Here is a 24346-nt window from a genome sequence, read left to right as displayed (position 1 = left end):
AATGTGCCGACGACCGAACAATCGGTAGGTGAGGCGCGACTTCCGTGGCGCGCCTGAAGCCGCTCCCACGAGGAGGTGCCGTCATGACGGTCATGGAGCAGCGGGGCGCCTACCGGCCCACACCGCCGCCCGCCTGGCAGCCCCGTACCGACCCCGCTCCGCTGCTGCCCGACGCACTGCCCTACCGCGTCCTCGGTACCGAGGCGGCCGCCAAGGCCGACGCGGAGCTGTTGCGCCGGCTCTACGCGCAGGTGGTGCGCGGCCGCCGGTACAACGCGCAGGCGACAGCGCTCACCAAGCAGGGCCGTCTGGCCGTCTACCCCTCCAGCACCGGGCAGGAGGCCTGTCAGGTCGCCGCTGCGCTCGTGCTCGAGGAGCGCGACTGGCTCTTCCCCAGCTACCGCGACACTCTCGCCGCCGTCGCCCGCGGACTCGACCCGGTCGAGGCCCTGACCCTGCTGCGCGGCGACTGGCACACCGGTTACGACCCGTACACGCACCGCGTGGCCCCCCTGTCCACCCCGCTCGCCACCCAGCTGCCGCACGCCGTGGGCCTCGCGCACGCCGCGCGTCTGAAGGGCGACGACGTGGTCGCGCTCGCCCTGGTCGGCGACGGCGGCACCAGCGAGGGCGACTTCCACGAGGCCATGAACTTCGCCGCCGTCTGGCAGGCACCGGTCGTCTTCCTCGTCCAGAACAACGGCTTCGCGATCTCCGTCCCGCTCGCCAAGCAGACCGCGGCGCCCTCCCTGGCCCACAAGGCCGTCGGGTACGGCATGCCGGGCCGCCTGGTCGACGGCAATGACGCGGCCGCCGTGCACGAGGTCCTCAGCGACGCGGTGCGCCACGCGCGTGCCGGCGGCGGTCCCACCCTCATCGAGGCCGTGACCTACCGCATCGACGCCCACACGAACGCCGACGACGCGACCCGCTACCGGGGCGACGCCGAGGTCGAGGCCTGGCGCGCCCACGACCCGATCGTGCTGCTGGAGCGCGAGTTGACGGAGCGCGGACTGCTCGACGAGGACCGAATAAAGGCCGCGCGCGACGATGCCGAGGCGATGGCTGCGGACCTGCGGGCACGGATGAACCAGGACCCCGCGCTCGACCCGATGGACCTCTTCGCCCACGTGTACGCCCGCCCCACCACCCAGTTGCTCGAGCAGGAGACCCAGGTGCAGGCGGAGCTGGACGCGGAGGCCGCCGGACCGGAAGGAGCCGGGCGATGACGACCGTTGCCCTCAAGCCGGCCACCATGGCGCAGGCTCTTACGCGAGCGTTGCGCGATGCCATGGCGGCCGACCCGTCCGTGCACGTCATGGGCGAGGACGTGGGCACGCTCGGCGGTGTCTTCCGGGTCACCGACGGGCTCGCCAAGGAGTTCGGCGAGGACCGTTGCACGGACACACCGCTTGCTGAGGCCGGCATTCTCGGCACGGCCGTCGGCATGGCGATGTACGGCCTGCGGCCGGTCGTGGAGATGCAGTTCGACGCGTTCGCCTACCCGGCGTTCGAGCAGCTCGTCAGCCATGTCTCGCGGATGCGCAACCGCACCCGCGGCGCGATGCCGCTGCCGATCACCATCCGTATCCCCTACGGGGGCGGCATCGGCGGCGTCGAGCATCACAGCGACTCCTCCGAGGCGTACTACATGGCGACTCCGGGGCTCCATGTCGTCACGCCCGCGACGGTCGCCGACGCCTACGGACTGCTGCGTGCCTCGATCGCCTCCGACGACCCGGTCGTCTTCCTCGAGCCCAAGCGGCTGTACTGGTCCAAGGACTCCTGGAACCCCGAGGAGCCCGTGGCCGTCGAGCCCATAGGCCGTGCGGTGGTCCGTCGTGCGGGCCGGAGCGCCACGCTGATCACCTACGGGCCGTCGGTGCCCGTCTGCCTGGAGGCTGCAGAGGCGGCCCGCGCCGAGGGCTGGGACCTCGAGGTCGTCGATCTGCGCTCCCTGGTCCCGTTCGACGACGAGACCGTGACCGCGTCCGTGCGCCGCACGGGCCGGGCCGTGGTGGTCCACGAGTCGACCGGCTTCGGCGGTCCGGGCGGCGAGATCGCCGCGCGGGTGACCGAACGCTGCTTCCACTATCTGGAAGCTCCGGTGTTGCGCGTGGCCGGGTTCGACATCCCGTATCCGCCGCCCATGCTGGAGCGGCACCATCTGCCGGGCGTCGACCGGATCCTCGACGCCGTAGGGCGCCTGCAGTGGGAGGCGGAGAGCTGATGGCCCAGGTCCTGGAGTTCAGGCTGCCCGACCTCGGGGAGGGGCTCACCGAGGCGGAGATCGTCCGCTGGCTGGTCCAGGTGGGCGACGTCGTCGCGGTCGACCAGCCGGTCGTCGAGGTCGAGACGGCCAAGGCCATGGTCGAGGTGCCCTGCCCCTACGGGGGCGTGGTCACGGCCCGCTTCGGTGAAGAGGGTGCGGAACTTCCCGTGGGCGCACCGCTGTTGACGGTCGCGGTCGGAGCCGCCGCCGAACCGGCCGAGGAGTCCTCCGGGAATGTGCTGGTCGGATACGGCACATCCGCCGCTCCCGCCCGACGTCGCCGGGTGCGGTCGTACCAGCCCGGCCCGCGGGCCGCGGACGGTGTGGCCCGTCCGGCCTCTTCCGTCGCCGAACGGTCCCCGGCTCCGGCGGACCTCGGCTCCGCGCCCGCCGCGACGGGCCGGACGCGCCGCCTCACGGTCCCGGAGCGTCCCGACGGTCCCGTCCCGGTGATCTCCCCGCTCGTCCGCAGGCTCGCCCGCGAGAACGACCTCGACCTGCGGCAGTTGGCGGGTTCCGGGCCGGACGGGCTGATCCTGCGGGCGGACGTGGAAGACGCGATCAAGGCCTCGGTGGCGGGGGTCGGTGGCGCCACGGCGGCCACCGTGGCTGTCGCGGCCGGGCCCGCTGCGAGTGCTCTCGCGGACACGCCCGGGACGATCCCCAGCGCTGTGGCGGCGGCTCCCCGGGCGGCGATGCGCGCGGCGGCCACCGCCGGCACGCGCATCCCCCTCAAGGGTCTGCGCGGCGCCGTCGCCGACAAGCTCTCCCGCAGTCGTCGCGAGATCCCGGACGCGACCTGCTGGGTGGACGCCGACGCCACGGAGCTCATGCGTGCGCGCACGGCCATGAACGCGGCCGGCGGCCTGAAGATCTCCCTGCTCGCGCTGCTGGCCCGCATCTGCACCTCGGCGCTCGGCCGTTTCCCCGAGCTCAACTCCACCGTCGACATGGAGGCCCGCGAGGTCGTCCTGCTCGACCAGGTGCATCTCGGCTTCGCCGCGCAGACCGAGCGGGGACTCGTCGTCCCCGTCGTGCGGGACGCGCACACACGGGACGCCGAGTCACTGACCGCGGAGTTCGCCCGGCTGACCGAGGCCGCACGCGCCGGAACCCTCACGCCCGGTGATCTGACCGGCGGGACCTTCACGCTGAACAACTACGGCGTGTTCGGTGTCGACGGCTCCACGCCGATCGTGAACCACCCGGAGGCGGCCATGCTCGGCGTCGGCCGTATCGTCCCCAAGCCGTGGGTGCACGAGGGGGAGCTGGCGGTGCGGCAGGTCGTGCAGCTCTCGCTCACCTTCGACCACCGGGTGTGCGACGGCGGCACGGCGGGCGGCTTCCTGCGCTACGTGGCGGACTGTGTGGAACAGCCGGCGGTGCTGCTGCGCACCCTCTGAGCCGTGACCATGACCGGATGCCGCTGAAACTGTGAGCAAGCTCCCGCGCACAGCCGTTGTGCGCGGGGGTGGCAATGATCCACGCGGCGCCCATACTCGGGGCATGACCGCGTACGAGACCACCGGCGCCCAGGGTGTCGATGTGTACGACGCCGTCGTGCTGGCCGGTGGTGCCGCACGGCGGCTCGGCGGCGTCGACAAGCCCGGTGTGCGCGTCGGCGGGCGGGCACTGCTCGACCGCGTGCTGGCGGCCTGTTCCGGCGCGGCCACCACGGTGGTCGTCGCCGAGCCCAGGCCCACCGTGCGCCAGGTGGTCTGGGCCCGTGAGGAGCCACCCGGAGGCGGACCGGTCGCCGCGCTCGACGCGGGCCTGAGCCGGACCACCGCCGGGTACGTCGTCGTACTCTCCGCCGATCTGCCGTTCCTGGACCAGGAGACGCTACGGGCGCTGCTGGGCGGACTCGCGGCGAGCGACGCCGAGGGGGTCGTGCTCACCGACAGCGAGGGCCGCGACCAGACTCTCGTCGCCGCCTACCGCAGCGCCGCCCTGCGCCGCGAACTGGACCGGCTGGCCACCGAGCACACCGGCCTGACCGGCCTACCGCTGCGGCGCCTGGTCGCCCGGCTGGACCTTGTACGCATCTTCGACCCCGTCGCGTCCTTCGACTGCGACACCTGGGACGACATCGCCTCCGCCCGGACACGTATCAGGGAGCATGAGCACGTGTTGGATGAATGGATCTCCGCAGTCAAGGACGAGCTGGGCATCGACCTCGACGTCGACACCGGTGTTCTCCTCGATCTCGCCCGCGACGCCGCGCACGGCGTGGCCCGCCCCGCGGCTCCGCTGACGACGTTCCTCGTCGGTTATGCGGCCGCGCAGTCGGGCGGCGGGCCCGAGGCGGTGGCCGAGGCCGCCCGCAAGGCGGCCGCGCTGGCCCTGCGCTGGGCGGACGAGGATTCCGCCGAGGCCAAGCCGGACACGGAATGACCGGGCGGGGCGCCCAGGGACACCTGGACACCGAGGAACGCCACGTGGAGGAGGCCTTGGCCGTGGCCAACGAGAGCGGGGGCCGGGGCCGTCCGCAGGAGGCCCGCCCCGCCCCTCCGTCCGAGGAGCGGGGCGACCCGGATCTGGACGAGGCCCTCGCCCTGGTCCGGGATCCGGACCCGCACGCCCCCGGGCCCGCTTCACCACTCGCGGGACCCGGTGCCGGTGCGCCCGCATCCGCGCCCCGTCCCACCGGGCACGACGAGGCCCATGAGCCCGTCGTGGACAGGGCGGCGGGGAACCGATCGCCGGCCGCAGGCGCGTCGAAGCACGGCGCCCGGCACACGGCCACGCCCTGGCCCGAGGCGCGGGCCGTGGCCGAGCGCGCCGCCCGTTCCGTGCCGCGCCGGGAACCCGTCCGTGTCCCCCTCGACACCGCCCTCGGCCTGGTTCTCGCAGCCCCCCTCACCGCCCTCACCGACCTGCCCTCCTTCGACACCTCGGCCATGGACGGATGGGGGGTCGCGGGCCCCGGTCCCTGGGACGTACGGGACGAGGGGATCCTCGCCGGACACGCCGAGCATGCGCCCCTCGGCGACGGCGAGGCCGTCCGGATCGCCACCGGTGCCCGGGTCCCGCCGGGCACCACCGCGGTCCTGCGCAGCGAACACGGGCACACCGACGACAAGGGACGGCTGCAGGCCACCCCCCAGGCTTCGGGCTCCGCTCGGGCAGGGGGGACCTCCACGCTCGCGCACGGCCAGGACATCCGGCCGCGCGGTCAGGAGTGCCACAGCGGAGACCAGTTGCTCCCGCCCGGCACTCAGGTCACTCCGGCCGTGCTCGGACTCGCCGCGGCCGCCGGGTACGACACCCTGACCGTGCAGCCCCGGCCGCGTGCCGAAGTCCTGGTCCTGGGCGACGAGTTGCTGAGCGAGGGCGTGCCCAAGGACGGCCTGATCCGGGACGCACTCGGTCCGATGCTGCCGCCGTGGCTGCGCGCCCTCGGTGTGGACGTGGTGGCCGTCCGCAGGCTGGGGGACGACGCCGAGGCCCTGTTTCAGGCCGTCACGTCCTCGAGGGCCGACCTGATCGTCACGACCGGGGGGACGGCCTCGGGCCCCGTCGACCACGTCCATCCCACCCTGCGCCGTGTCGGAGCCGAACTCCTCGTCGACGGAGTGAAGGTGCGCCCGGGCCACCCCATGCTCCTTGCGCACATGCGTGAGGACCAGCACCTGGTCGGCCTGCCCGGCAACCCCCTCGCGGCCGTGTCCGGGCTGCTCACGCTCGCCGAGCCGCTGCTGCGCATCCTCGGGGGCCGGATGGAACCGGAGCCGTGCACGCTGGCGTTGAGCGATGTCGTCCACGGTCATCCGTACGACACCCGGCTCGTCCCCGTGGCCGTGCGCGCCGATCACGCCGTGCCGCTCCACTACAACGGCCCGGCGATGCTGCGCGGCATCGCCGCCGCGGACGCGCTCGCGGTCGTACCGCCGGGCGGCGCCCGGCGGGGCGTGGAACTGGAGCTCCTCGACCTGCCCTGGCCCTGGGTGGGGTGAGAGCCACTGTGTCCGCCCGGTGGCGGGACGCCGGCAGGGTCCAGGAGGAAAGGGAATGTTTCACGTGAAACGTCCGGGCGTGGTTCCCCCCATCACTCACCGACCGGCCGAGCGCCTCGTCGCATCGGGTGAAATTCCGCGGCGGGGCCGCCCGGTGTCCGGTCCGACAGCTCGGAAAACGGCTGCGCGGGTCCTGGGCGGCTCACTGCGAGGAGTAGCGTCCCCTTCATGTACGCGATCACGATTCCTGAACCCGGTGGGCCCGAGGCGCTGGTGTGGACCGAGGTCCCCGATCCCGTACCCGGCGAGGGCGAAGTACTGGTCGAGGTGGTGGCCAGCGCCGTCAACCGCGCTGACGTCCTCCAGCGGCAGGGCTTCTACAATCCTCCGCCCGGTGCGTCCTCGTATCCCGGACTCGAGTGCTCGGGGCGGGTCGCCGCGCTCGGCCCCGGGGTCTCGGGGTGGGCCGTCGGCGACGAGGTCTGTGCGCTCCTCGCGGGCGGCGGGTACGCCGAGAAAGTCGTCGTCCCCGCGGGGCAGCTGCTGCCCGTGCCCGAAGGGCTCGATCTGCGGCAGGCGGCCGCGCTTCCCGAGGTGACCTGCACGGTCTGGTCGAATGTCTTCATGATCGCCCATCTGCGCCCGGGCGAGACGCTGCTCGTGCACGGCGGTTCCAGCGGCATCGGCACGATGGCGATCCAGCTGGCCAAGGCGGTGGGGGCCAAGGTCGCGGTCACCGCGGGCAGCAAGGAGAAGCTGGAGCGCTGCGCGGAACTGGGCGCGGACGTGCCGATCAACTACCGCGAGCAGGACTTCGTGGAGGAGATCAGGGAAGCCACGGCAGGGGAGGGCGCGGACGTCATCCTCGACAACATGGGCGCGAAGTACCTGGACCGCAATGTCCAGGCGCTCGCCGTGAACGGGCGCCTGGCGATCATCGGCATGCAGGGCGGGGTCAAGGGCGAGCTGAACATCAACTCGCTGCTGCGGAAGCAGGCGGCGATCACCGCGACCTCGCTGCGGGCGCGGCCGCTCGGCGAGAAGGCGGCGATCGTGGCGGCGGTGCGTGAGCATGTCTGGCCGCTGATCGCCTCCGGTCACGTCCGCCCGGTCATCGACCGGGAGATCCCGATGAACGACGCGGCCACAGCCCACCGAGTGCTGGAGGAGAGCGGCCATATCGGCAAGGTGCTGCTTGTGACGCCGTAGCAACGTGCTGCTTGTGACGCCGTAGGAGGACGCGACGGTCATTCCCGGCGCAGGCGCAGGGCCAGAAGCGCGAGCGCCAGCCCGGTACCGACGAGGACCAGGCCGCTGCCGAGAGGCAGGATCTCCACCACGGACTCCGAGGTGGCGGCCTCCCGGGCGAGGACGGCCGGGTCCTTCGACGGGGCGGGGGAGGACGCGGCGGGGCCGACCGCATCGGCGGACGCCTCGATACCCGTGTCCGGGCTCGCGTCCCCGGTGCCGCCTTCCGCGGAGGGTTGGTCCTGCGGTGTCGTCGGGTCGGCGTCCGTGTAGGTCGGGTCGTTCGCCTCGTTCTGCGGTTCGGCATCCGGCCGTCCGGGCCGCTCCCGTCCCTCGCCCGCAACGCTGCCCGCACGGGAGGTGCCGGGCGAGGGCTCGGCGGCGGACAGGCGGGCGGCGGAGTGCCCGGAAGCAGGTGCACCCGCGGCGGGGAGCGCCGTCTTGTGCCCGGGGGCGGATATGAGGCCGAGCAGGGCGGACGTCCTGTTCGCGAGGGGGAAGGCGCCGATCGGCAGGGCGGGCATCGGGGGCCAGAGACGCGAAGGGCCGGACGCCTGGTGCCCGAGCGGAGACGCGAAGGCGACCGTGACGGAGTGCCCGTGTTCGCGGGCGCCCGAGGGGGCTGCGACGGAGGCCGTGTGCCCGGATGTGTGGGCGAGAGCGGGGGGCGGCGCCGCGGAGCGGCGGGCGGGATACGTGGATCGGGTGAGGTGTGCCGGCTGGGCGGCCGCGTCGAAGATTTCGGCGCCGGGCGCGGGCTGAACGGTGTACGAGGCGGGCCGGAGGCCGTACGAAGGACCGAGTCCGTGCCCGGGCGGAACGCCGTATGCGGCGGATATGCACAGCAGGGCCGTCGTCATGAGGACCGGGGGCACAACGGCCACACGGAGCGCGCGGAACGTGGACGGCGTACACAGCCTTGGAGTCATGGGCGTGACCCCCTCCCGTGGTCGGGCGGCAAGATCAACGGCTTCAGCGTCACACGGACTTCGGACTCCGGCATCTCGGCCGCGCGGCTCGCGCGGGCCCGACGGGGCGGTGGGTCCACGGCCGGCATTCCCCCACCCCACCCACTACAGATACCGCCACGTCGATACGCGACGGCCCGCCGGCGTTGCTGGAGGGCGGCCCCGGACGGTGCCCGGCTGCCCGCGGAACTCCAGGCGCGCACCGGGGCCGTATGGGCGCCGGACGCCGGGCAGGGGGATGCGGAGCCGGAGCGCCTGGAGGGGGCGGGACCGGTCCTCCGGCAAGGGCGGGACGCGGAGGGCAGCACGCCGTACGCGCTCACCGACGAGGGCAGGGCCGAACTGCTGGGGAGCCCTTCTGACGAGCGGCACCGACGGGCGGCGCAGGGTGGATCACCCGCAACGGGGGGCACATGGCTGGTGAGGTGTACCGGTGCGAGAGAATGGCGGCATGGAGATGCCGAGGAACGACAGGTCGTCGGAGAACGCCCAGAAGATCCTGGTCGTGGGCCAGGACGGAATGGCTCTCGGCGGCACCGGAGACGACGACTCCCGCGAAGTCCCGGTGACGGAGCAGGTGGAACAGCCGGCGAAGGTCATGCGCATCGGCAGCATGATCAAGCAGTTGCTGGAGGAGGTGCGTGCCGCACCTCTGGACGAGGCGAGCCGACAGCGCCTGAAGGAGATCCACGCCAGCTCGGTCAAGGAACTGGAGGACGGTCTCGCCCCCGAACTCGTCGAGGAGCTCGAGCGGCTCTCCCTGCCGTTCACGGACGAGGCGATCCCGAGCGACGCTGAGCTGCGCATCGCCCAGGCCCAGTTGGTGGGCTGGCTGGAGGGCCTCTTCCACGGGATCCAGACCACGCTGTTCGCCCAGCAGATGGCGGCGCGGGCCCAGCTGGAGCAGATGCGCCGTGCCCTGCCGCCCGGCGTCGGTTCTCCCGACGGCGAGGACGACGCCCGTGCAGGCGGCCGTTCCGGGGGCCCGTACCTGTAAGAACCCCTGGTCATGCGAAGGGGCCCGGCACCGTGGAGGTGCCGAGCCCCTTCGCCGTGCGTCAGAAGCGGGTCACGACGGGTTGCCTGTCGACACGCTGAGCTCGATCTCCGGCATGTTCTTGGGGTCGACGTCCGTGCCCGCGGACGGGAACTGGTCCATGACAGTGCCCTCGCCATAGGTGTTCTCGTCGTAGTTCTTGATCTTCATCCGCCAGCCGGCGGCCTGGAAGCACGACTTCACGGACTGGACGTTCTTGAACACGAAGTCCGGCACCCGGATCTTCTTGTCGTCGTTGTACGACTCCGCCGGCTCCGTGCACTTCGTCGTCTCGATCGTCTTCGTCAGGTCCGGGCCCTTGTGACCCGTGACCTCGCTCGAGGACGAACCGGTGGCGGTGCCGCTGGGACCACCACTCGTGTCCTCGCCGTTGCCGCCCCTCAGTGCCAGGGCCGTGATCAGGCCGGCTATCGCGACCAGGGCGACCACGGCCGAACCGATGACCACGCCCCGGCCGCTCTTCTGCCCACCCGAGCCGCCCGCGGGCGTCGCGGAGTGCGGGGAGAGGTTGTACGGCGGCGGGGTCGCGGCGGACTGCTGGGGCGCGTAGGCGGCGGTCTGCGGCGGCGTCTGGTAGCCGCCCTGCTGCGGGTAGCCGTACGCGGGCGACGGCGTCGGCGCGGGGGACGGGCTGCCGTAGGGGCCGGGCTGGTACGGCGTGTGCACCGGGCCCGGCGGGGGCGGCGTCGCCCGGTCGACCGGCGGGAAGACCGCGGAACTCACACCGGCGCCGTTGGACGTCTGTGCGCCCGGCACGATGCTCGGCGCGGCGGCGGTGAAGGAGGCGGCCACGCGCAGGCACTCGTCGCGCATCGCCTCGGCGCTCGGGAACCGTTCGTTGGGGTTCTTCTTGAGCGCGCGGGCGACCAGCGCGTCCACCGCCGGGGGCAGCGAGCGGTTGATCGACGAAGGAGCCACCGGCTCCTCCTGCACGTGTGCGTACGCGATCGCCAGCGGCGAGTCCGCCTCGAACGGCAGCCGTCCGGTGACGAGTTGGAACAGCATGATGCCGACCGAGTACAGATCGCTGCGCGCGTCGACGCCCCGGCCGAGGGCCTGCTCCGGGGACAGGTACTGGGGTGTGCCGACCACCATGCCCGTCTGCGTCATCGAGGTGACCCCGGACTGCATGGCGCGGGCGATGCCGAAGTCCATGACCTTGACGACGTTCCGCTTCGTCATCATGACGTTGCCCGGCTTGATGTCCCGGTGCACCAGGCCCATCTCGTGGCTGATCTCCAGGGCCGCCAGCACGTCGGCGGTGACCTTCAGGGCCTTGTCGGCCGGCATCGCGCCGTACTGCCGGATGTCCGCGTCGAGGACCGACCCCAGCGGTTTGCCCTCGATGTACTCCATGACGATGTACGGAGTCGTCAGCCCGTCGAGTTCGTCCTCACCGGTGTCGAAGACCGAGACGACGTTCGTGTGCGTGAGTTTCGCCACGGACTGCGCCTCGCGGCGGAACCGCTCACGGAAGGCCTGTTCGCGACCGAGTTCCGTGTGCAGCGTCTTGATCGCGACGTTGCGGTCGAGCACGGTGTCGTACCCGAGATGCACCGAGGCCATGCCGCCCTCGCCGAGCAAGTCGCGCAGCTGGTAGCGGCCCCCGGCGATCGATCGCCCCGCGTACCGGCCCTGTGCGCTGTCCTGGCTCATCTTCAGCGTCCCCCATCGGAGCGGCGGCAGCGGCCGGACGTAGTCCCGCGGTCCGCGATCCCTGTTCATGTCCGGCGATCGACGCGGTAGTTCCGTGATCGACAGGCTCATTCCCGGCCAAGTCTGCCCCAGGGCAGTGACACGTCAAGCTCGGTGCCCGTTCCGTGACCGTACGCGAAAGAAGCGTCGCGGAAGCGTTACAGCGGAGGCGTTACAGGGGTTGTACGGGCGGTACACGGAATTTGCATGCGGGACCGCGTGCAGGGTTCCATGGAGGATCCGTCTCGACTTCGTCTCGGACCGGCGCCTTGCGTGGAGCCTGTAGCGTGGCCCGTCGGAGACCGTGACAACCACCGCGCAGACCGCGGGCAGAAACGACGGCGAGGACTGATGGCACAGACGCAGCGCGCCCAGGGCCCGTCCGACCCCGAGGCGACTGGCGGCGGGATGTCGGACGCGCCGGACATGTGGGGCAACGGCGGACTTGTCGGGGACGGCCGGTACCGGCTCACCCGCAGACTCGGCCGAGGCGGCATGGCGGAGGTGTTCGCGGCAGAGGACGTACGCCTCGGCCGGACCGTCGCGGTCAAACTGCTCCGCTCGGATCTCGCCGAGGACCCGGTCGCCAAGGCCCGCTTCACCCGCGAGGCCCAGTCGGTGGCCGGACTCAACCACCACGCGATCGTCGCCGTGTACGACTCCGGCGAGGACTTCGTGGGCGGGCAGCCGGTGCCCTACATCGTGATGGAACTGGTCGAGGGCCGCACGATCCGCGACCTGCTGCTCAGCGCCGAGGCCCCCGGTTCCGAGCAGGCCCTGATCATCGTCTCGGGCGTCCTGGAGGCGCTGGCCTACTCGCACCAGCACGGCATCGTGCACCGCGACATCAAGCCCGCGAACGTCATCATCACCAACAACGGCGCCGTCAAGGTGATGGACTTCGGCATCGCCCGCGCCCTGCACGGGGCGTCCACGACGATGACGCAGACCGGCATGGTGATGGGCACGCCGCAGTACCTCTCGCCGGAGCAGGCGCTCGGCAAGGCCGTCGACCACCGCTCCGACCTGTATGCGACGGGCTGTCTCCTGTACGAACTGCTTGCGTTGCGTCCGCCGTTCGTCGGCGAGACGCCGTTGTCCGTGGTGTACCAGCACGTCCAGGACCTTCCGGTGCCGCCGTCCCAGATCTCCGACGGCGCCTCGCCGCCGGAACTGGACGGGCTCGTCATGCGCTCCCTCGCCAAGGAGCCCGACGACCGGTTCCAGACCGCCGAGGAGATGCGCGGCCTGGCCCAGTACGCACTGCAGATGCTGTACGACCAGGGGGGCCACACGGGCACCTGGAACACCGGCCCGGTGGACATGCACGACGGCCGGCACACCCCGGCGGCGGGCTTCGCCGGCACCACGGTGATGCCGCACCCCGGCGAGCCCGGAACGACGCAGATCCCCCAGCCGATCATGCCTTCCGGGTACGGCGCCGGGGACGACGGCGGTTTCGAGGGCCACGGCAACAAGGGCAGCGGCCGCGGCAAGCTGTGGATCCTCGCCGTTCTCGCGGTCGTCGCGATCGTGGCGGGCGTCGCGCTGGCGCTGAACAACACGGGCGGCGGCGGTGGCGGGACGGGTACGACGCAGTCGCCGACCGTCACGCAGTCGCACGAGGACAAGCAGTCCAGCGAGCCGCCGACGGACGAGCAGACCGAAACGTCGACGAGCGACAGCTCGGACACGGGCGGCGGCTCGGACTACACGCCCTCGCAGCCGCCCTCGCAGACCTACAGCCAGCCGCCTGCCCAGCCGTCCACGACGCCGGACCAGCCGAGCGACGATCCCACGGAGCCGGCACCCTCGGGCGAGCCGACGGAAACGTCCACGGACGGTGGCGGCGGCACGTCGGACCCGTCCGCGACGGACGGGGGCGGCGGCAACTCCGGCAACACGCCGGGGACCTGACCGCGCGGGGCCGGTGACGAGTGCCGGGCGGTCAGGACCTTGACCGCCGGCGCCGTTCGGCACTGCCGGTTCCGCACCGGGTCGTCAGTGCGTGAACGCGTCGCACACCGTGTGGTACTCGTGCGTCCACCACACCGCCGGGGCCGAGGCCGCCGGGGACTGCGCATCCGCACGGGGGCCGCCGCGCTCGTAGTGCCGGCGCAGCATCCAGAAGTCGCCGTGGGGCCGGCGGTCTCGGGGTCGGAGTGGTGCTTGAGGAAATGGCGGCCGCGCGTCGTGCAGAGCCGGTAGCCGCGGTTGAGCAGCCCTTGGTCGACGGGGCCGCAGGCGAGTGCGGAACCGGCGCCGTACCGGAGGAGCAGGGCGCCCAGAGGGGGCGCGTGCGACACGGGGGTGGTACAGATGAGCGCGGCACGCGCCAGATGTCAGGCCACAAGCCGAACCCGTGAGCCGGGCCCTGTCACAGACAGTCGCACTCGGTCGCACGGAGTCTGTGAGGTGATCACGTGATGGCCGCATGAGCGGCCGTTCGCCGGGCCACGCGTCGGCGCCACCCCATCGATGTCTTCCCGTGTTCCAGGTGAGCGGGATAACGTGCGGTTGTTCCGGTCCCCTGCAAGGCCCTGACCAGCGCTGTTCCCGACTTCCTCGATTTACTTGGAAATCCAAGCAAAATCCCAGGTCAGGAGGGGTTTCACAGAAATGTGCGGCACTGGGTAACGTGCCCTTTGCAGGGCGCTCGCCGGGGCACCTGTCACGTCTGTTTCGCACGAGTCGCACCCACCCTGTGCGTCCGCGAGTTGCAGGCGAGCCGCTCCCATCGGCCCGGAACGGACCGATGGGACCCCCAGGCACCCGGCGAACCCGGGGGCCGGACCGACGGAGGAGCACACGTGACCGTGGAGAGCACTGCCGCGCGCAAGCCGCGACGCAGCGCCGGAAGCAAGGCCGGCACCACCGGCACCAAGCGCACCACCCGCACCACACCCAAGAAGGGCAGCGATCCCGACCTCGTGCAGTTGCTGACACCCGAGGGCGAGCGCGTCGAGAACCCCGAGTACGACCGGTACGTGGAGGGCATCACGCCCGAAGAGCTGCGCGGTCTGTACCGGGACATGGTGCTGACCCGCCGCTTCGACGCGGAGGCGACCGCCCTTCAGCGCCAGGGCGAGCTGGGCCTGTGGGCCTCGCTGCTCGGCCAGGAGGCCGCCCAGATCGGCTCGGGCCGGGCTCTGAACGACGACGACTACGTCTTCCCGACCTATCGGGAGCACGGTGTCGCCTGGTGCCGTGGGGTCGACCCCACCAACCTGCTCGGCATGTTCCGCGGCGTGAACAACGGCGGCTGGGACCCGAACAGCAACAACTTCCACCTGTACACGATCGTCATCGGCTCGCAGACGCTGCACGCCACCGGCTACGCCATGGGCGTCGCCAAGGACGGCGCCGACTCGGCGGTGATCGCGTACTTCGGTGACGGCGCCTCCAGCCAGGGCGACGTGGCCGAGTCCTTCACCTTCTCCGCGGTCTACAACGCCCCGGTCGTGTTCTTCTGCCAGAACAACCAGTGGGCGATCTCCGAGCCCACCGAGAAGCAGACCCGCGTGCCGCTCTACCAACGCGCGCAGGGCTTCGGCTTCCCGGGTGTGCGCGTCGACGGCAACGACGTCCTGGCCTGTCTCGCGGTCACGAAGTGGGCGCTGGAGCGGGCGCGCAACGGCGAGGGCCCGACCCTGGTCGAGGCCTTCACGTACCGCATGGGCGCCCACACGACCTCCGACGACCCGACCCGTTATCGTCACGACGACGAGCGGGCCGCCTGGGAGGCGAAGGACCCGATCGCCCGCCTGCGCAGCTATCTCCTGGACTCGAACCACGCGGACGAGGCGTTCTTCGCGGAACTCGAGGCCGAGAGCGAAGCGTTGGGAAGGCGGGTACGCGAAGCGGTCCGTGCCATGCCGGACCCGGATCACTTCGCCATCTTCGAGAACGTGTACGCGGACGGGCATGCGCTCGTCGACGAGGAGCGGGCCCAGTTCGCCGCCTACCAGGCGTCGTTCGCGGACGCAGAAGGGGGTCGGTGACATGGCGGAGAAGATGGCGCTGGCCAAGGCGATCAACGAGTCGCTGCGCAAGGCCCTGGAGTCGGACCCCAAGGTCCTGGTGATGGGCGAGGACGTCGGCAAGCTCGGCGGTGTCTTCCGGGTCACCGACGGTCTGCAGAAGGACTTCGGCGAGGAGCGGGTCATCGACACCCCGCTCGCCGAGTCGGGCATCGTCGGCACGGCGATCGGCCTGGCCCTGCGCGGCTACCGGCCGGTGGTGGAGATCCAGTTCGACGGCTTCGTCTTCCCGGCGTACGACCAGATCGTCACGCAACTCGCGAAGATGCACGCCCGCTCGCTGGGCAAGGTCAAACTGCCGGTCGTCGTCCGTATCCCCTACGGCGGCGGCATCGGCGCGGTCGAGCATCACAGCGAGTCCCCCGAGGCGCTGTTCGCGCACGTGGCGGGCCTGAAGATCGTCTCTCCGTCGAACGCCTCGGACGCCTACTGGATGATGCAGCAGGCGATCCAGAGCGACGACCCGGTGATCTTCTTCGAGCCGAAGCGGCGCTACTGGGACAAGGGCGAGGTCAACGTCGAGGCCATCCCCGGACCCCTGCACAAGGCGCGCGTGGTGCGTGAGGGCACGGACCTGACGCTCGTCGCCTACGGCCCGATGGTGAAGGTGTGCCAGGAGGCCGCGGCCGCGGCCGCGGAGGAGGGCAAGTCCCTCGAGGTCCTGGACCTGCGCTCGGTCTCCCCGCTCGACTTCGACTCCGTCCAGGCGTCGGTGGAGAAGACCCGCCGCCTGGTCGTGGTGCACGAGGCTCCGGTGTTCTTCGGTTCGGGCGCGGAGATCGCCGCCCGCATCACGGAGCGGTGCTTCTACCACCTCGAGGCGCCCGTGCTGCGGGTCGGCGGCTATCACGCCCCGTACCCGCCGGCGCGGCTGGAGGAGGAGTACCTGCCGGGTCTGGACCGGGTGCTCGACGCAGTCGACCGCGCCCTGGCGTACTGAGGAGAGGGTCGTGACGACGATGACTGACGCGTCCGTGCGCGAGTTCAAGATGCCCGATGTGGGCGAGGGACTCACCGAGGCCGAGATCCTCAAGTGGTACGTGCAGCCCGGTGACACGGTCACCGACGGACAGGTCGTCTGCGAGGTGGAGACGGCGAAGGCGGCTGTGGAGCTGCCCATCCCGTACGACGGAGTCGTCCGCGAACTCCACTTCCCCGAGGGCACCACCGTCGACGTCGGCACCGCGATCATCGCGGTCGACGTGACCGGGGGTGTCCCGGCCGCGGAGGCGCAGGCGTCCGCGGAGGAGGCCCCGGCCGAGCGGCCCGCGGCCGAGGAGCCCGAGCAGGAGGGCCGCAAGCCGGTCCTCGTGGGGTACGGCGTCGCCGAGTCCTCCACCAGGCGCAGGCCCCGCAAGACCGCTGCGACGGCCGGCGAGGAAGCCCTCCATGCGGCCGCGGCGCTCCAGAGCGAGCTGAACGGACACGGCACGCAGGTCGCCCGTCCGCTCGCGAAGCCGCCGGTGCGCAAGCTCGCCAAGGACCTGGGCGTCGACCTGGCGACGGTGCGGCCGTCGGGCCCGGATGGGATCATCACCCGCGAGGACGTGCACGCGGCCGTGGCGCCCGCACCGGCCCCCGCGGCGCCCGCAGCCGTCGAGGCACCGGCCGTCGTCCAGGCACCGGCGCCGGTGGTGACGTACGACGGCGCCCGGGAGACCCGCATCCCCGTCAAGGGCGTCCGCAGGGCCACCGCCCAGGCGATGGTAGGCTCGGCGTTCACCGCGCCGCACGTCACGGAGTTCGTGACGGTCGACGTGACGCGCACGATGAAGCTGGTCGAGGAGCTCAAGCAGGACCGGGACATGCAGGGGCTGCGCGTCAACCCGCTGCTCCTCATCACCAAGGCCCTGCTCGTGGCGATCAAGCGCAACCCGGACGTCAATGCGTCCTGGGACGAGGCGAACCAGGAGATCGTGCGCAAGCACTATGTGAACCTGGGCATCGCGGCGGCCACCCCGCGCGGGCTGATCGTGCCGAACGTCAAGGACGCGCACGACAAGACGCTTCCGCAGCTGGCCGAGGCGCTCGGCGAGCTGGTGACCACGGCCCGCGAGGGCAGGACGTCCCCGGCGGCGATGCAGGGCGGCACGATCACCATCACGAACGTGGGTGTGTTCGGCGTCGACACGGGCACGCCGATCCTCAACCCGGGCGAGTCGGCGATCCTCGCGGTCGGCGCGATCAAGCTCCAGCCGTGGGTCCACAAGGGCAAGGTCAAGCCCCGCCAGGTCACCACCCTGGCCCTCAGCTTCGACCACCGCCTGGTCGACGGCGAGCTGGGCTCGAAGGTCCTCGCGGATGTGGCGGCCGTGCTGGAGCAGCCCAAGCGCCTGATCACCTGGGGCTAGGGGCTTCGGGGCACATCTCTGCGACGCGACGGGCCGGAGCCGAGCCCCCGCCCGGGGGCTCGGCTCCGGCCCGTCGTGCGTCGCTCGGCCCCGCCTGTCGTACCCCTCACACGAGACAGGGGTCCGGCCGCGGGAGAGCGACCGGACCCCCTTCGTGCCGTGTGCGGCGGATGTCAGACGGCGAAGCCGTAGTTCAGGAGCTTCTTCGCGTCCGCGGTGCGGTTGGCGACCGAGGTGGACGCCAGGACCGTGCCGATGACCGTCTTGCCGTTGCGGGTCGCGGCGAAGACCAGGCAGTACTTGGCCTGCGGGCCGGAGCCGGTCTTCACGCCGATGGCGCCGCTGTAGGTGCCGAGCAGCGGGTTGGTGTTCGTCCAGGTGTAGTAGCGGTAGCCGCCGCTCTTGGTGGTCACCTTCTGCTTCGTGGACTTGGTCTTCACGACGGTACGGAAGGTGGAGTTCTTCATGGCGCTGCTCGCGATCTTGGTGAGATCGCGGGCCGTCGAGTAGTTGCTGCCGCGTCCGATGCCGTCGAACGAGTCGAAGTGCGTGTTGTTCAGGCCGAGGCTCTTGGCGGCGCTGTTCATCTTGCCGATGAACGACGTCACACGTGCGGCGCGCGTCGAGCCGGTACCGAACTTGTCCGCGAGCGCGTAGGCGGCGTCGCAGCCGGAGGGCAGCATCAGCCCGTACAGCAGCTGGCGGACGGTGACCTTGTCACCCACGATCAGGTGGGCGGAGGAGGCGTTGTTGGCGACGATGTAGTCGCTGTACGCCTTCTGGATCGTGACCTTCGTGTCCAGGTTCAGGTTCGGCTGTGACAGCACCACCTTCGCCGTCATGATCTTGGTGGTGGAACCGGTGGACAGCCGCGTGTCGGCCGCCTTGGTGAACAGCGTCCTGCCGGTGCCGTTGTTCATCACGAATCCGCCCTTGGCGGTGATCGAGGGCTTCGTGACGGCCTGCGCGGGCGCCGCGGTGAGAGCTCCGGTGGTGAGCACGGCTCCGGTGGTGACCACTGCCGCGACGGCCCTGCGAATCCGCACGCCCTTAATGCCGTTAATCAAGTCAAACGCTCCGATTGCGTCTTTGATGCGTCCTAAAGCACCCAAATGCCCCTGAGAGCGGCCCGCTGGCAAGGCCGCCTTCTCGTGAGACTCGCAAGTGGGCCACATGGATGTGCGGTTGAGCAGGGAGATTTTTCGAGACGGCTGCACCGTCCGCATGGTGGACGTACGCCGGCATGTGCACGTGTTGTATCTATGATGTGCGCATGCCTTCAGCCCCGTCCGCCGTCCCCGCTGCCGCGAAGCCGTCCGTCAAGCAGCCGCCCGCCGCCGACCGTGTCTACGCCCACGTCAAACAGGGCGTCCTGGAGCGCCGTTACGAGGGCGGGACGCTGCTCACCGAGGGCGAGCTCGCCGAGGCGGTCGGCGTCTCGCGGACCCCGGTGCGGGAGGCGCTGCTGCGGCTGGAGGTCGAAGGGCTGATCAGGCTGTACCCGAAGAAGGGGGCGCTCGTCCTGCCCGTCTCCGCCCAGGAGATCGCGGACGTGGTCGAGACGCGCCAGCTCGTCGAGGAGCATGCGGCCCGTAAGGCCGTGCCCGCCCCGGCCGGCCTGATCACCCGTCTCGAGGAACTGCTCGCCCGTCAGAAGGAGCAGGCCGCCACCGGCGACCTGGCAGGGGCCGCGGTCACGGACCGCACCTTCCACGCCGAGATCGTGCGCAGTGGCGGCAACGAGATCCTCTCCCGCCTGTACGACCAACTGCGCGACCGCCAGCTGCGGATGGGTGTCGCGGTCATGCACTCGCACCCCGACCGGATCGCCAAGACGCTCACCGAGCACGAGGAGATCCTGAACGCCCTGCGGTCCGGCGACGCCGAGGCGGCCGTCGACATCGTCCACCGTCACGTCAGCTGGTTCTCCCACCTGGCCCGGGGTGAGGTGCGATGAGTTCGCGCTCCGTGAGTCCCCGTTCCGTGTCCCTGCCCGGCGATCCACCGGGCGGCCGTCGCGCCGTGGCCGTGTGGACCATCGGCGTCTCGGTCTACTTCGTCGCCGTCATCTTCCGAACGTCCCTGGGGGTGGCCGGACTTGACGCCGCGGACCGCTTCCATGTGGGTGCGTCGGCCCTGTCGACCTTCTCCATCCTCCAACTCCTCGTCTACGCGGGCATGCAGATACCCGTCGGCCTGCTGGTGGACCGGCTGGGCACCAAGAAGGTGCTGGCCATCGGGGTCGTCCTGTTCACTGCCGGCCAGCTGGGGTTCGCCCTCTCCCCGTCGTACGGCACGGCGCTCGCCTCGCGTGCGCTGCTCGGCTGCGGTGACGCGATGACGTTCATCAGCGTCCTGCGGCTCGGCACGCGCTGGTTCCCGGCCCGGCGTGGGCCGCTGGTCGCCCAGCTCGCCGGTCTGGTGGGCATGGCGGGCAACCTGGTCTCGACACTGGTGCTGGCCCGGCTGCTGCACAGGGTGGGCTGGACGGCGGCGTTCGGCGGCAGCGCCCTCGCCGGAGTGGTCGTCTTCGTGCTGCTTCTGCTCTTCCTCAGGGACCACCCCGAGGGGCACGAACCGGAGCCGTTCCCGCACCACGGCTCGGCGTACGTGCGGCGGCAGATCGTCACGTCGTGGAAGGAGCCGGGGACGCGCCTCGGCATGTGGGTGCACTTCACGACGCAGTTCCCGGCGATGGTGTTCCTGCTGCTGTGGGGCCTGCCGTTCCTGGTCCAGGCACAGGGCCTGTCCAGGGCGACGGCCGGTGACCTCCTGACACTCGTGGTGCTGTCGAACATGGCCGTCGGACTGGTCTACGGGCAGATCGTCGCCCGGCACCACGCGGCACGGCTGCCGCTGGCGCTCGGGACGGTCGGGGCCACGGCGGCCCTGTGGGCGGCCACGCTCGCCTACCCGGGCCCGCACGCGCCGATGTGGCTGCTGATCGTGCTGTGCACGGTGCTGGGGGCCTGCGGCCCGGCCTCGATGATCGGCTTCGACTTCGCGCGCCCGGCGAACCCGCCGGAGCGTCAGGGCACGGCCTCCGGCATCACCAACATGGGCGGTTTCATGGCGTCCATGACGACGCTGCTGGCGATCGGCGTACTCCTGGACGCCACGGGCGACGACTACACCGTCGCGTTCTGCGCGGTGTTCGTCCTTCAGGCGCTGGGGCTCAGCCAGATCCTGCGGCTGCGCGAACAGGCGGCGCGCAGGGAGCGGGAGCGGCTGGTGGCGAGCCGGGTGGAGACGGTGCACGTGCCGGCCTAGAGCCCACGCGCACGGCGGTGCGCGCGGCGCCGCCCACCCGGGAGGGAGCGCCCGGTTCAGCGGCGCGGCGGCTCCAGGCCCAGGACCCGGTCCTTCAGCGCCGGGAACTCTTCCCGTGTGGTCGCGACCTTGGCCGGGTCGAACTCCACCGTGAGGATCTCCTCGTCGGGGCCCGCCTCCGCGAGGACCTCGCCCCATGGATCCACCACGATCGAGTGACCGGCCTGGGGGACCCCGGCGTGCGTGCCGGCCGTTCCACAGGCAAGGACGTACGCCTGGTTCTCGACCGCCCGCGCCCGGGCCAGCAGCGTCCAGTGGGACCGGCGGCGCTCGGGCCAGCCCGCCGGGATCACGAGCGTCTCGGCCCCCGCGTCCACGAGCGAGCGGAACAGCTCCGGAAAGCGCAGGTCGTAGCAGGTGGCCAGGCCGACGGTCGTCTCCGGCAGGCGCACCGTCACCGGCTCGGTGCCGGCGCCCATCAGCACGGCCTCGCCCCTGTCGAAGCCGAAACGGTGGATCTTGCGGTAGGAGGCGGCCAGCTCACCGGAGGGGGAGAAGATCAGAGACGTGTTGTACAGGGGGCCGTCGTCCCCGCTCGAACCACTTCCGGACGCGTCCCGCTCCGGGATCGACCCGGCGTGCAGCCACACGCCCGCGTCGCTCGCCGCCTTGGCCATCGCCTCGTACGTCGGCCCCTCGAGCGGCTCGGACTCGGTCCCGAACCGTTTGTAGGCGAACGCCCCGGTCGTCCACAGCTCTGGCAGCACCACCAGATCGACTCCGGCTTGATCCCGCACCAGAGAGGCGGCGCGACGACGGCGCGAATCGACCGATTCGTCCTCGTCTACCCGGAATTGGATGAGGGAGGCGCGCACAGTACCACCGTCCTGGCATTCGAGCCGTCTCTTCGGGCCTACGATCGTCACACGAAAGCACTGCCGGGGTGCCTCGCAGCAGCGTAACTTAACGTTCCGAGACACCCGCCGACAGTCGTCACCCGTCGACACCGCCGCTACAACCACCCGTGCACCGACCGCCCGAGGGGTCCCGTTCCGTGAGTCTGCATCCCACTCTCCAGCCCTACGCCGACGCTTGGACCCACTCCATCGAAGCGATATCCGAACTGGTTCAGCCCCTTGTGGACGGCGAATGGAACCGGCGGACCCCCTGCCCCGGCTGGTCGGTGCGCGACGTGGTCTCCCATGTGATCGGCATGGACTGCGAGATGCTCGGCGACCCGCGGCCCATCCACACCCTGCCGCGCGACCTCTTCCACGTCACGAACGAGCACCAGCGCTACATGGAGATGCAGGTCGACGTCCGCCGCCATCACACGGCACCCGAGATGACGTCCGAGCTGGAGTACACGATCATCCGCCGCAACCGCCAGCTGCGGAACGAGACACGGGACCCGGACAGCAAGGTGCGCGGCCCGCTCGGCACGGAGCAGACCCTCGAAGAGGCCATGCGATACCGCGCGTTCGACGTGTGGGTGCACGAGCAGGACCTGCGGGCGGCGCTGGGCCGCCCGGGAAACCTGGACTCGCCCGGCGCGTACATCGCGCGGGACGAGCTGCTGGCCGCGCTGCCGAAGGTCGTCGCCGAGCACGCGGGGGCGCCCCCCGGTTCGGCGACCGTCTTCGACGTCCACGGCCCCGTCGAGTTCCTGCGGACGGTCCGGGTCGACGCGGAGGGCCGCGGCAGGATCGACGGCACGCCCTCGCTGGGCCCGACGGTGTCGCTCACGCTCGACTGGGAGACCTACGTCCGCCTCGCCTGCGGCCGCGTCACCGCGGACGTCGTGGCGGACCGCGTCAAGGCGGAGGGGGACCCGGAACTCACGACGGCGATCTTCCTGGCGTTCGCCGTGACGAAGTAGAGGGGCAGGCCTCGAGGCGTGCCCGGTTCCACGGGCGCGCCGCAGGAAGACGCCGGGCCGGTGCGGTCCCCGTCGGGCCCGGCTCCGGCATCCCCTGCGGCCGGGCCGCTCAGTCCTCCTCGCGCTCCTTCTCCGCAAGGTGGATCACACACACGGCCACCGCGATCAGCAGGGCCGGGTCCACGTCGTCGCGCACGATGTCGATGCCGTACGTCTCGCGGACGTGCAGCCAGCGGCGGGAGATCTGCGCGAGCAGCTCCTCGTCGTAGTCGATGGCGAACTCGCGATCGAAGATCTTGCCGCTGACGTCGAGTTCGGAGCCGTCCGCCAGCGAGACGCGGTAGTGGTTGCGCAGCAGGGACAGCCGCTTGCGCTTGATCTTGGCCAGCGGTTCGCCATCACGTTCGATGACCATCGTGTCGCGCAGGGCGAACATCTTCTGGTGGATGTCGATCAGGACCCGCCCCTGCGTGTCCTTCAGTTCGAAGGTGTCCCGCAGCCGCATCGCCTTGCCGTCGACCAGGAAGACCTTGTTGCCGTGCTGGTCCTCGATCCAGTAGTCGTCACCGAAGCCGAGGAGCCGGTCGCGTACGAGGAATCTCATACGATGAGGGCTTCCCCCGTCACCGGTCCGAAACGCCGCCGGTAGGCCGACGGACTGAGTCCGGTCTCGCGCCGGAGACGCGCGCGCAGGTTGGCGGCCGTGCCGAGACCGCTGCGCGCCGCGACGACGTTCAGCCGTTCCTCCCCGCGTTCGATCAGCCGGCAGGCGAGGGCGACGCGCTCCCCGGTCAGCCAGGCCAGCGGGGTGGTGCCCAGCTGGGCGCGGAAGCGGCGGTGCAGTGTGGCGGAACTCACCGCGGCGCGTGCCGCGAGGCCGGCGACGGTTAGCGGTTCGGCCAGGTGCTCCTGGGCCCAGGCCAGCAGCGGTGCCAGCGACTCGTCCGGCACCTCGGGCACCGGCCGCTCCACGAACTGCCGCTGTCCGCCGTCGCGGTGCGCCGCGAAGACCAGCCGCCGGGAGACCGCGTTGGCGATCTCGGCTCCGTGGTCGCGGCGCACGACATGCAGCGCGAGGTCGAGCGCCGAGGCGCTGCCGGAGGCCGTGAGGATGTCGCCGTCGTCCACGAACAGCACGTCCGGCTCCAGCTCGACCTGAGGGAACCGCGTTCGGAACGACGCGGCCCACATCCAGTGGCAGGCCGCACGCCGGCCGTCGAGCAGTCCGGCCTCGGCGAGCGTGAAGGCGCCGGAGCAGAAACCGATCAGCCGGGCGCCCCGTGCGTGTGCCCGGCGGACGGCGTCCAGGACCTCCGGAGAGCGCGGGGTGTCGGTGTCGGGCCGGTTCGGCACGATCAGTGTGTCCGCCTCGTCGACGGCGTCGAGCCCCGCGACGCCGGTCAGCGTGAAGAAGCCGTCCCGCATCCGGGTCATGGGTGCGGCCGCGCACAACCGGAAGTCGTAGAGCCTGCGTCCCAGTTCGGGCCGTTCGAGCCCGAAGACCTCGATGGCGCAGCTCATCTCGAAGGGGTTGGAGTTCTCGTCCACGACCAGGACGACCCGGTGCACGGACGACACCTGAGAGGATCCTTGCGGCATATGCGATTTCT

Annotated in this window: 20 protein-coding genes and 1 pseudogene; 14 read left to right on the top strand and 7 right to left on the bottom strand. The window is 71.3% G+C overall.

Annotated elements, in window-relative coordinates; all coding sequences use genetic code 11:
- Nucleotides 1-83: 83 nt before the first annotated feature.
- The 6 genes from pdhA (VXC91_RS02470) to VXC91_RS02445 all read left to right on the top strand — a co-directional run bounded on the left by pdhA (VXC91_RS02470) (nt 84) and on the right by VXC91_RS02445 (nt 7437).
- Nucleotides 84-1229 carry a pyruvate dehydrogenase (acetyl-transferring) E1 component subunit alpha gene (pdhA, locus tag VXC91_RS02470; RefSeq protein WP_329504717.1) on the top strand — a complete coding sequence of 382 codons (1146 nt, stop codon included), beginning with the start codon at nt 84-86 and terminating at the stop codon, nt 1227-1229.
- The gene (locus VXC91_RS02465; RefSeq protein WP_329504716.1) at nt 1226-2230 is read left to right on the top strand and encodes an alpha-ketoacid dehydrogenase subunit beta; all 1005 of its coding nucleotides are present in this window, start codon (nt 1226-1228) and stop codon (nt 2228-2230) included. The genes pdhA (VXC91_RS02470) and VXC91_RS02465 overlap by 4 nt, the downstream gene beginning before the upstream one ends.
- Entirely contained in the window at nt 2230-3675 is a 1446-nt protein-coding gene (locus tag VXC91_RS02460) for a dihydrolipoamide acetyltransferase family protein (RefSeq protein WP_329504715.1), read from the top strand. The genes VXC91_RS02465 and VXC91_RS02460 overlap by 1 nt, the downstream gene beginning before the upstream one ends.
- 103 nt (nt 3676-3778) lie before the next feature.
- Nucleotides 3779-4666 (top strand): NTP transferase domain-containing protein, encoded by an 888-nt coding sequence (locus VXC91_RS02455; protein ID WP_329504713.1) that lies wholly within the window; start codon nt 3779-3781, stop codon nt 4664-4666.
- On the top strand, nt 4663-6228 hold the full coding sequence (locus tag VXC91_RS02450) for a molybdopterin molybdotransferase MoeA (protein ID WP_329504712.1): 1566 nt from the start codon (nt 4663-4665) through the stop codon (nt 6226-6228). Before VXC91_RS02455 ends, VXC91_RS02450 begins: the two co-directional genes overlap by 4 nt.
- A gap of 228 nt (nt 6229-6456) precedes the next feature.
- On the top strand, nt 6457-7437 hold the full coding sequence (locus VXC91_RS02445; RefSeq protein ID WP_329504711.1) for an NAD(P)H-quinone oxidoreductase: 981 nt from the start codon (nt 6457-6459) through the stop codon (nt 7435-7437).
- A gap of 38 nt (nt 7438-7475) precedes the next feature.
- Here the strand turns inward: VXC91_RS02445 and VXC91_RS02440 are convergent, their stop codons facing one another.
- Nucleotides 7476-8405, bottom strand: coding sequence for a hypothetical protein (locus VXC91_RS02440; RefSeq protein WP_329504709.1), 930 nt, complete (start codon nt 8403-8405; stop codon nt 7476-7478).
- Between the two features lie 490 nt (nt 8406-8895).
- On the opposite strand from VXC91_RS02440, the gene VXC91_RS02435 reads away from it, so the two are divergent.
- Nucleotides 8896-9441, top strand: coding sequence for a bacterial proteasome activator family protein (locus tag VXC91_RS02435; protein ID WP_329504708.1), 546 nt, complete (start codon nt 8896-8898; stop codon nt 9439-9441).
- 72 nt (nt 9442-9513) lie between these two features.
- On the opposite strand, the gene VXC91_RS02430 is transcribed toward VXC91_RS02435, so the two are convergent.
- Nucleotides 9514-11157, bottom strand: a complete 1644-nt coding sequence (locus tag VXC91_RS02430; RefSeq protein ID WP_329504707.1) for a protein kinase domain-containing protein — start codon at nt 11155-11157, stop codon at nt 9514-9516.
- 390 nt (nt 11158-11547) lie between these two features.
- On the opposite strand from VXC91_RS02430, the gene VXC91_RS02425 reads away from it, so the two are divergent.
- The gene (locus VXC91_RS02425) at nt 11548-13113 is read left to right on the top strand and encodes a protein kinase domain-containing protein (protein WP_329504705.1); all 1566 of its coding nucleotides are present in this window, start codon (nt 11548-11550) and stop codon (nt 13111-13113) included.
- A gap of 215 nt (nt 13114-13328) precedes the next feature.
- Here the strand turns inward: VXC91_RS02425 and VXC91_RS02420 are convergent.
- Nucleotides 13329-13502: pseudogene (locus VXC91_RS02420) on the bottom strand (aminoglycoside phosphotransferase); the annotation flags it as partial.
- A gap of 504 nt (nt 13503-14006) precedes the next feature.
- Here VXC91_RS02420 and pdhA (VXC91_RS02415) point away from each other — a divergent pair.
- From pdhA (VXC91_RS02415) to VXC91_RS02405, 3 genes are read left to right on the top strand one after another with little or no spacing between them, the layout of a single operon-like run.
- Entirely contained in the window at nt 14007-15197 is a 1191-nt protein-coding gene (gene pdhA / locus VXC91_RS02415) for a pyruvate dehydrogenase (acetyl-transferring) E1 component subunit alpha (RefSeq protein WP_329504703.1), read from the top strand.
- A 1-nt stretch (nt 15198) separates the two neighbouring features.
- On the top strand, nt 15199-16176 hold the full coding sequence (locus VXC91_RS02410; RefSeq protein ID WP_329504702.1) for an alpha-ketoacid dehydrogenase subunit beta: 978 nt from the start codon (nt 15199-15201) through the stop codon (nt 16174-16176).
- 10 nt (nt 16177-16186) lie between these two features.
- A complete protein-coding gene (locus VXC91_RS02405) occupies nt 16187-17587 on the top strand; it encodes a dihydrolipoamide acetyltransferase family protein (protein WP_329504701.1) in 1401 nt (466 codons plus the stop codon).
- Between the two features lie 173 nt (nt 17588-17760).
- Here the strand turns inward: VXC91_RS02405 and VXC91_RS02400 are convergent, their stop codons facing one another.
- Nucleotides 17761-18654 (bottom strand): D-alanyl-D-alanine carboxypeptidase family protein, encoded by an 894-nt coding sequence (locus VXC91_RS02400; protein ID WP_329504700.1) that lies wholly within the window; start codon nt 18652-18654, stop codon nt 17761-17763.
- A 206-nt stretch (nt 18655-18860) separates the two neighbouring features.
- Between VXC91_RS02400 and VXC91_RS02395 the strand changes: the two genes are divergently transcribed.
- Entirely contained in the window at nt 18861-19544 is a 684-nt protein-coding gene (locus VXC91_RS02395) for a GntR family transcriptional regulator (protein ID WP_329504699.1), read from the top strand.
- Nucleotides 19541-20857, top strand: coding sequence for an MFS transporter (locus tag VXC91_RS02390; protein ID WP_329504698.1), 1317 nt, complete (start codon nt 19541-19543; stop codon nt 20855-20857). The genes VXC91_RS02395 and VXC91_RS02390 overlap by 4 nt, the downstream gene beginning before the upstream one ends.
- 56 nt (nt 20858-20913) lie before the next feature.
- Here VXC91_RS02390 and VXC91_RS02385 read toward each other — a convergent pair whose 3' ends face one another.
- The gene (locus tag VXC91_RS02385; protein ID WP_329504697.1) at nt 20914-21732 is read right to left on the bottom strand and encodes a carbon-nitrogen family hydrolase; all 819 of its coding nucleotides are present in this window, start codon (nt 21730-21732) and stop codon (nt 20914-20916) included.
- 179 nt (nt 21733-21911) lie between these two features.
- Between VXC91_RS02385 and VXC91_RS02380 the strand changes: the two genes are divergently transcribed.
- Complete coding sequence (locus VXC91_RS02380; protein ID WP_329504696.1) at nt 21912-22736, top strand: maleylpyruvate isomerase family mycothiol-dependent enzyme; 825 nt, start codon at nt 21912-21914, stop codon at nt 22734-22736.
- Nucleotides 22737-22845: 109 nt separating this feature from the next.
- On the opposite strand, the gene VXC91_RS02375 is transcribed toward VXC91_RS02380, so the two are convergent.
- Both VXC91_RS02375 and VXC91_RS02370 read right to left on the bottom strand, forming a co-directional pair.
- Nucleotides 22846-23340 (bottom strand): LURP-one-related/scramblase family protein, encoded by a 495-nt coding sequence (locus VXC91_RS02375; RefSeq protein ID WP_329504695.1) that lies wholly within the window; start codon nt 23338-23340, stop codon nt 22846-22848.
- A complete protein-coding gene (locus tag VXC91_RS02370) occupies nt 23337-24335 on the bottom strand; it encodes a GlxA family transcriptional regulator (protein WP_329504693.1) in 999 nt (332 codons plus the stop codon). The genes VXC91_RS02375 and VXC91_RS02370 overlap by 4 nt, the downstream gene beginning before the upstream one ends.
- Between the last annotated feature and the right edge of the window lie 11 nt (nt 24336-24346).

It is taken from the genome of Streptomyces chiangmaiensis, assembly GCF_036281785.1.
GTDB lineage: Bacteria > Actinomycetota > Actinomycetes > Streptomycetales > Streptomycetaceae > Streptomyces > Streptomyces chiangmaiensis.
Note: the sequence above shows the minus strand (reverse complement) of the source record. Positions and strands in the feature narration are given on the sequence as shown.

Coding starts and splice junctions, on each gene's coding strand:
- pdhA (WP_329504717.1), top strand. CDS start 84: ATGACGGTCATGGAGCAGCGGGGCGCCTACCGGCCCACACCGCCGCCC.
- VXC91_RS02465 (WP_329504716.1), top strand. CDS start 1,226: ATGACGACCGTTGCCCTCAAGCCGGCCACCATGGCGCAGGCTCTTACG.
- VXC91_RS02460 (WP_329504715.1), top strand. CDS start 2,230: ATGGCCCAGGTCCTGGAGTTCAGGCTGCCCGACCTCGGGGAGGGGCTC.
- VXC91_RS02455 (WP_329504713.1), top strand. CDS start 3,779: ATGACCGCGTACGAGACCACCGGCGCCCAGGGTGTCGATGTGTACGAC.
- VXC91_RS02450 (WP_329504712.1), top strand. CDS start 4,663: ATGACCGGGCGGGGCGCCCAGGGACACCTGGACACCGAGGAACGCCAC.
- VXC91_RS02445 (WP_329504711.1), top strand. CDS start 6,457: ATGTACGCGATCACGATTCCTGAACCCGGTGGGCCCGAGGCGCTGGTG.
- VXC91_RS02440 (WP_329504709.1), bottom strand. CDS start 8,405: ATGACTCCAAGGCTGTGTACGCCGTCCACGTTCCGCGCGCTCCGTGTG.
- VXC91_RS02435 (WP_329504708.1), top strand. CDS start 8,896: ATGGAGATGCCGAGGAACGACAGGTCGTCGGAGAACGCCCAGAAGATC.
- VXC91_RS02430 (WP_329504707.1), bottom strand. CDS start 11,157: ATGAGCCAGGACAGCGCACAGGGCCGGTACGCGGGGCGATCGATCGCC.
- VXC91_RS02425 (WP_329504705.1), top strand. CDS start 11,548: ATGGCACAGACGCAGCGCGCCCAGGGCCCGTCCGACCCCGAGGCGACT.
- VXC91_RS02410 (WP_329504702.1), top strand. CDS start 15,199: ATGGCGGAGAAGATGGCGCTGGCCAAGGCGATCAACGAGTCGCTGCGC.
- VXC91_RS02395 (WP_329504699.1), top strand. CDS start 18,861: ATGCCTTCAGCCCCGTCCGCCGTCCCCGCTGCCGCGAAGCCGTCCGTC.
- VXC91_RS02390 (WP_329504698.1), top strand. CDS start 19,541: ATGAGTTCGCGCTCCGTGAGTCCCCGTTCCGTGTCCCTGCCCGGCGAT.
- VXC91_RS02375 (WP_329504695.1), bottom strand. CDS start 23,340: ATGAGATTCCTCGTACGCGACCGGCTCCTCGGCTTCGGTGACGACTAC.
- VXC91_RS02370 (WP_329504693.1), bottom strand. CDS start 24,335: ATGCCGCAAGGATCCTCTCAGGTGTCGTCCGTGCACCGGGTCGTCCTG.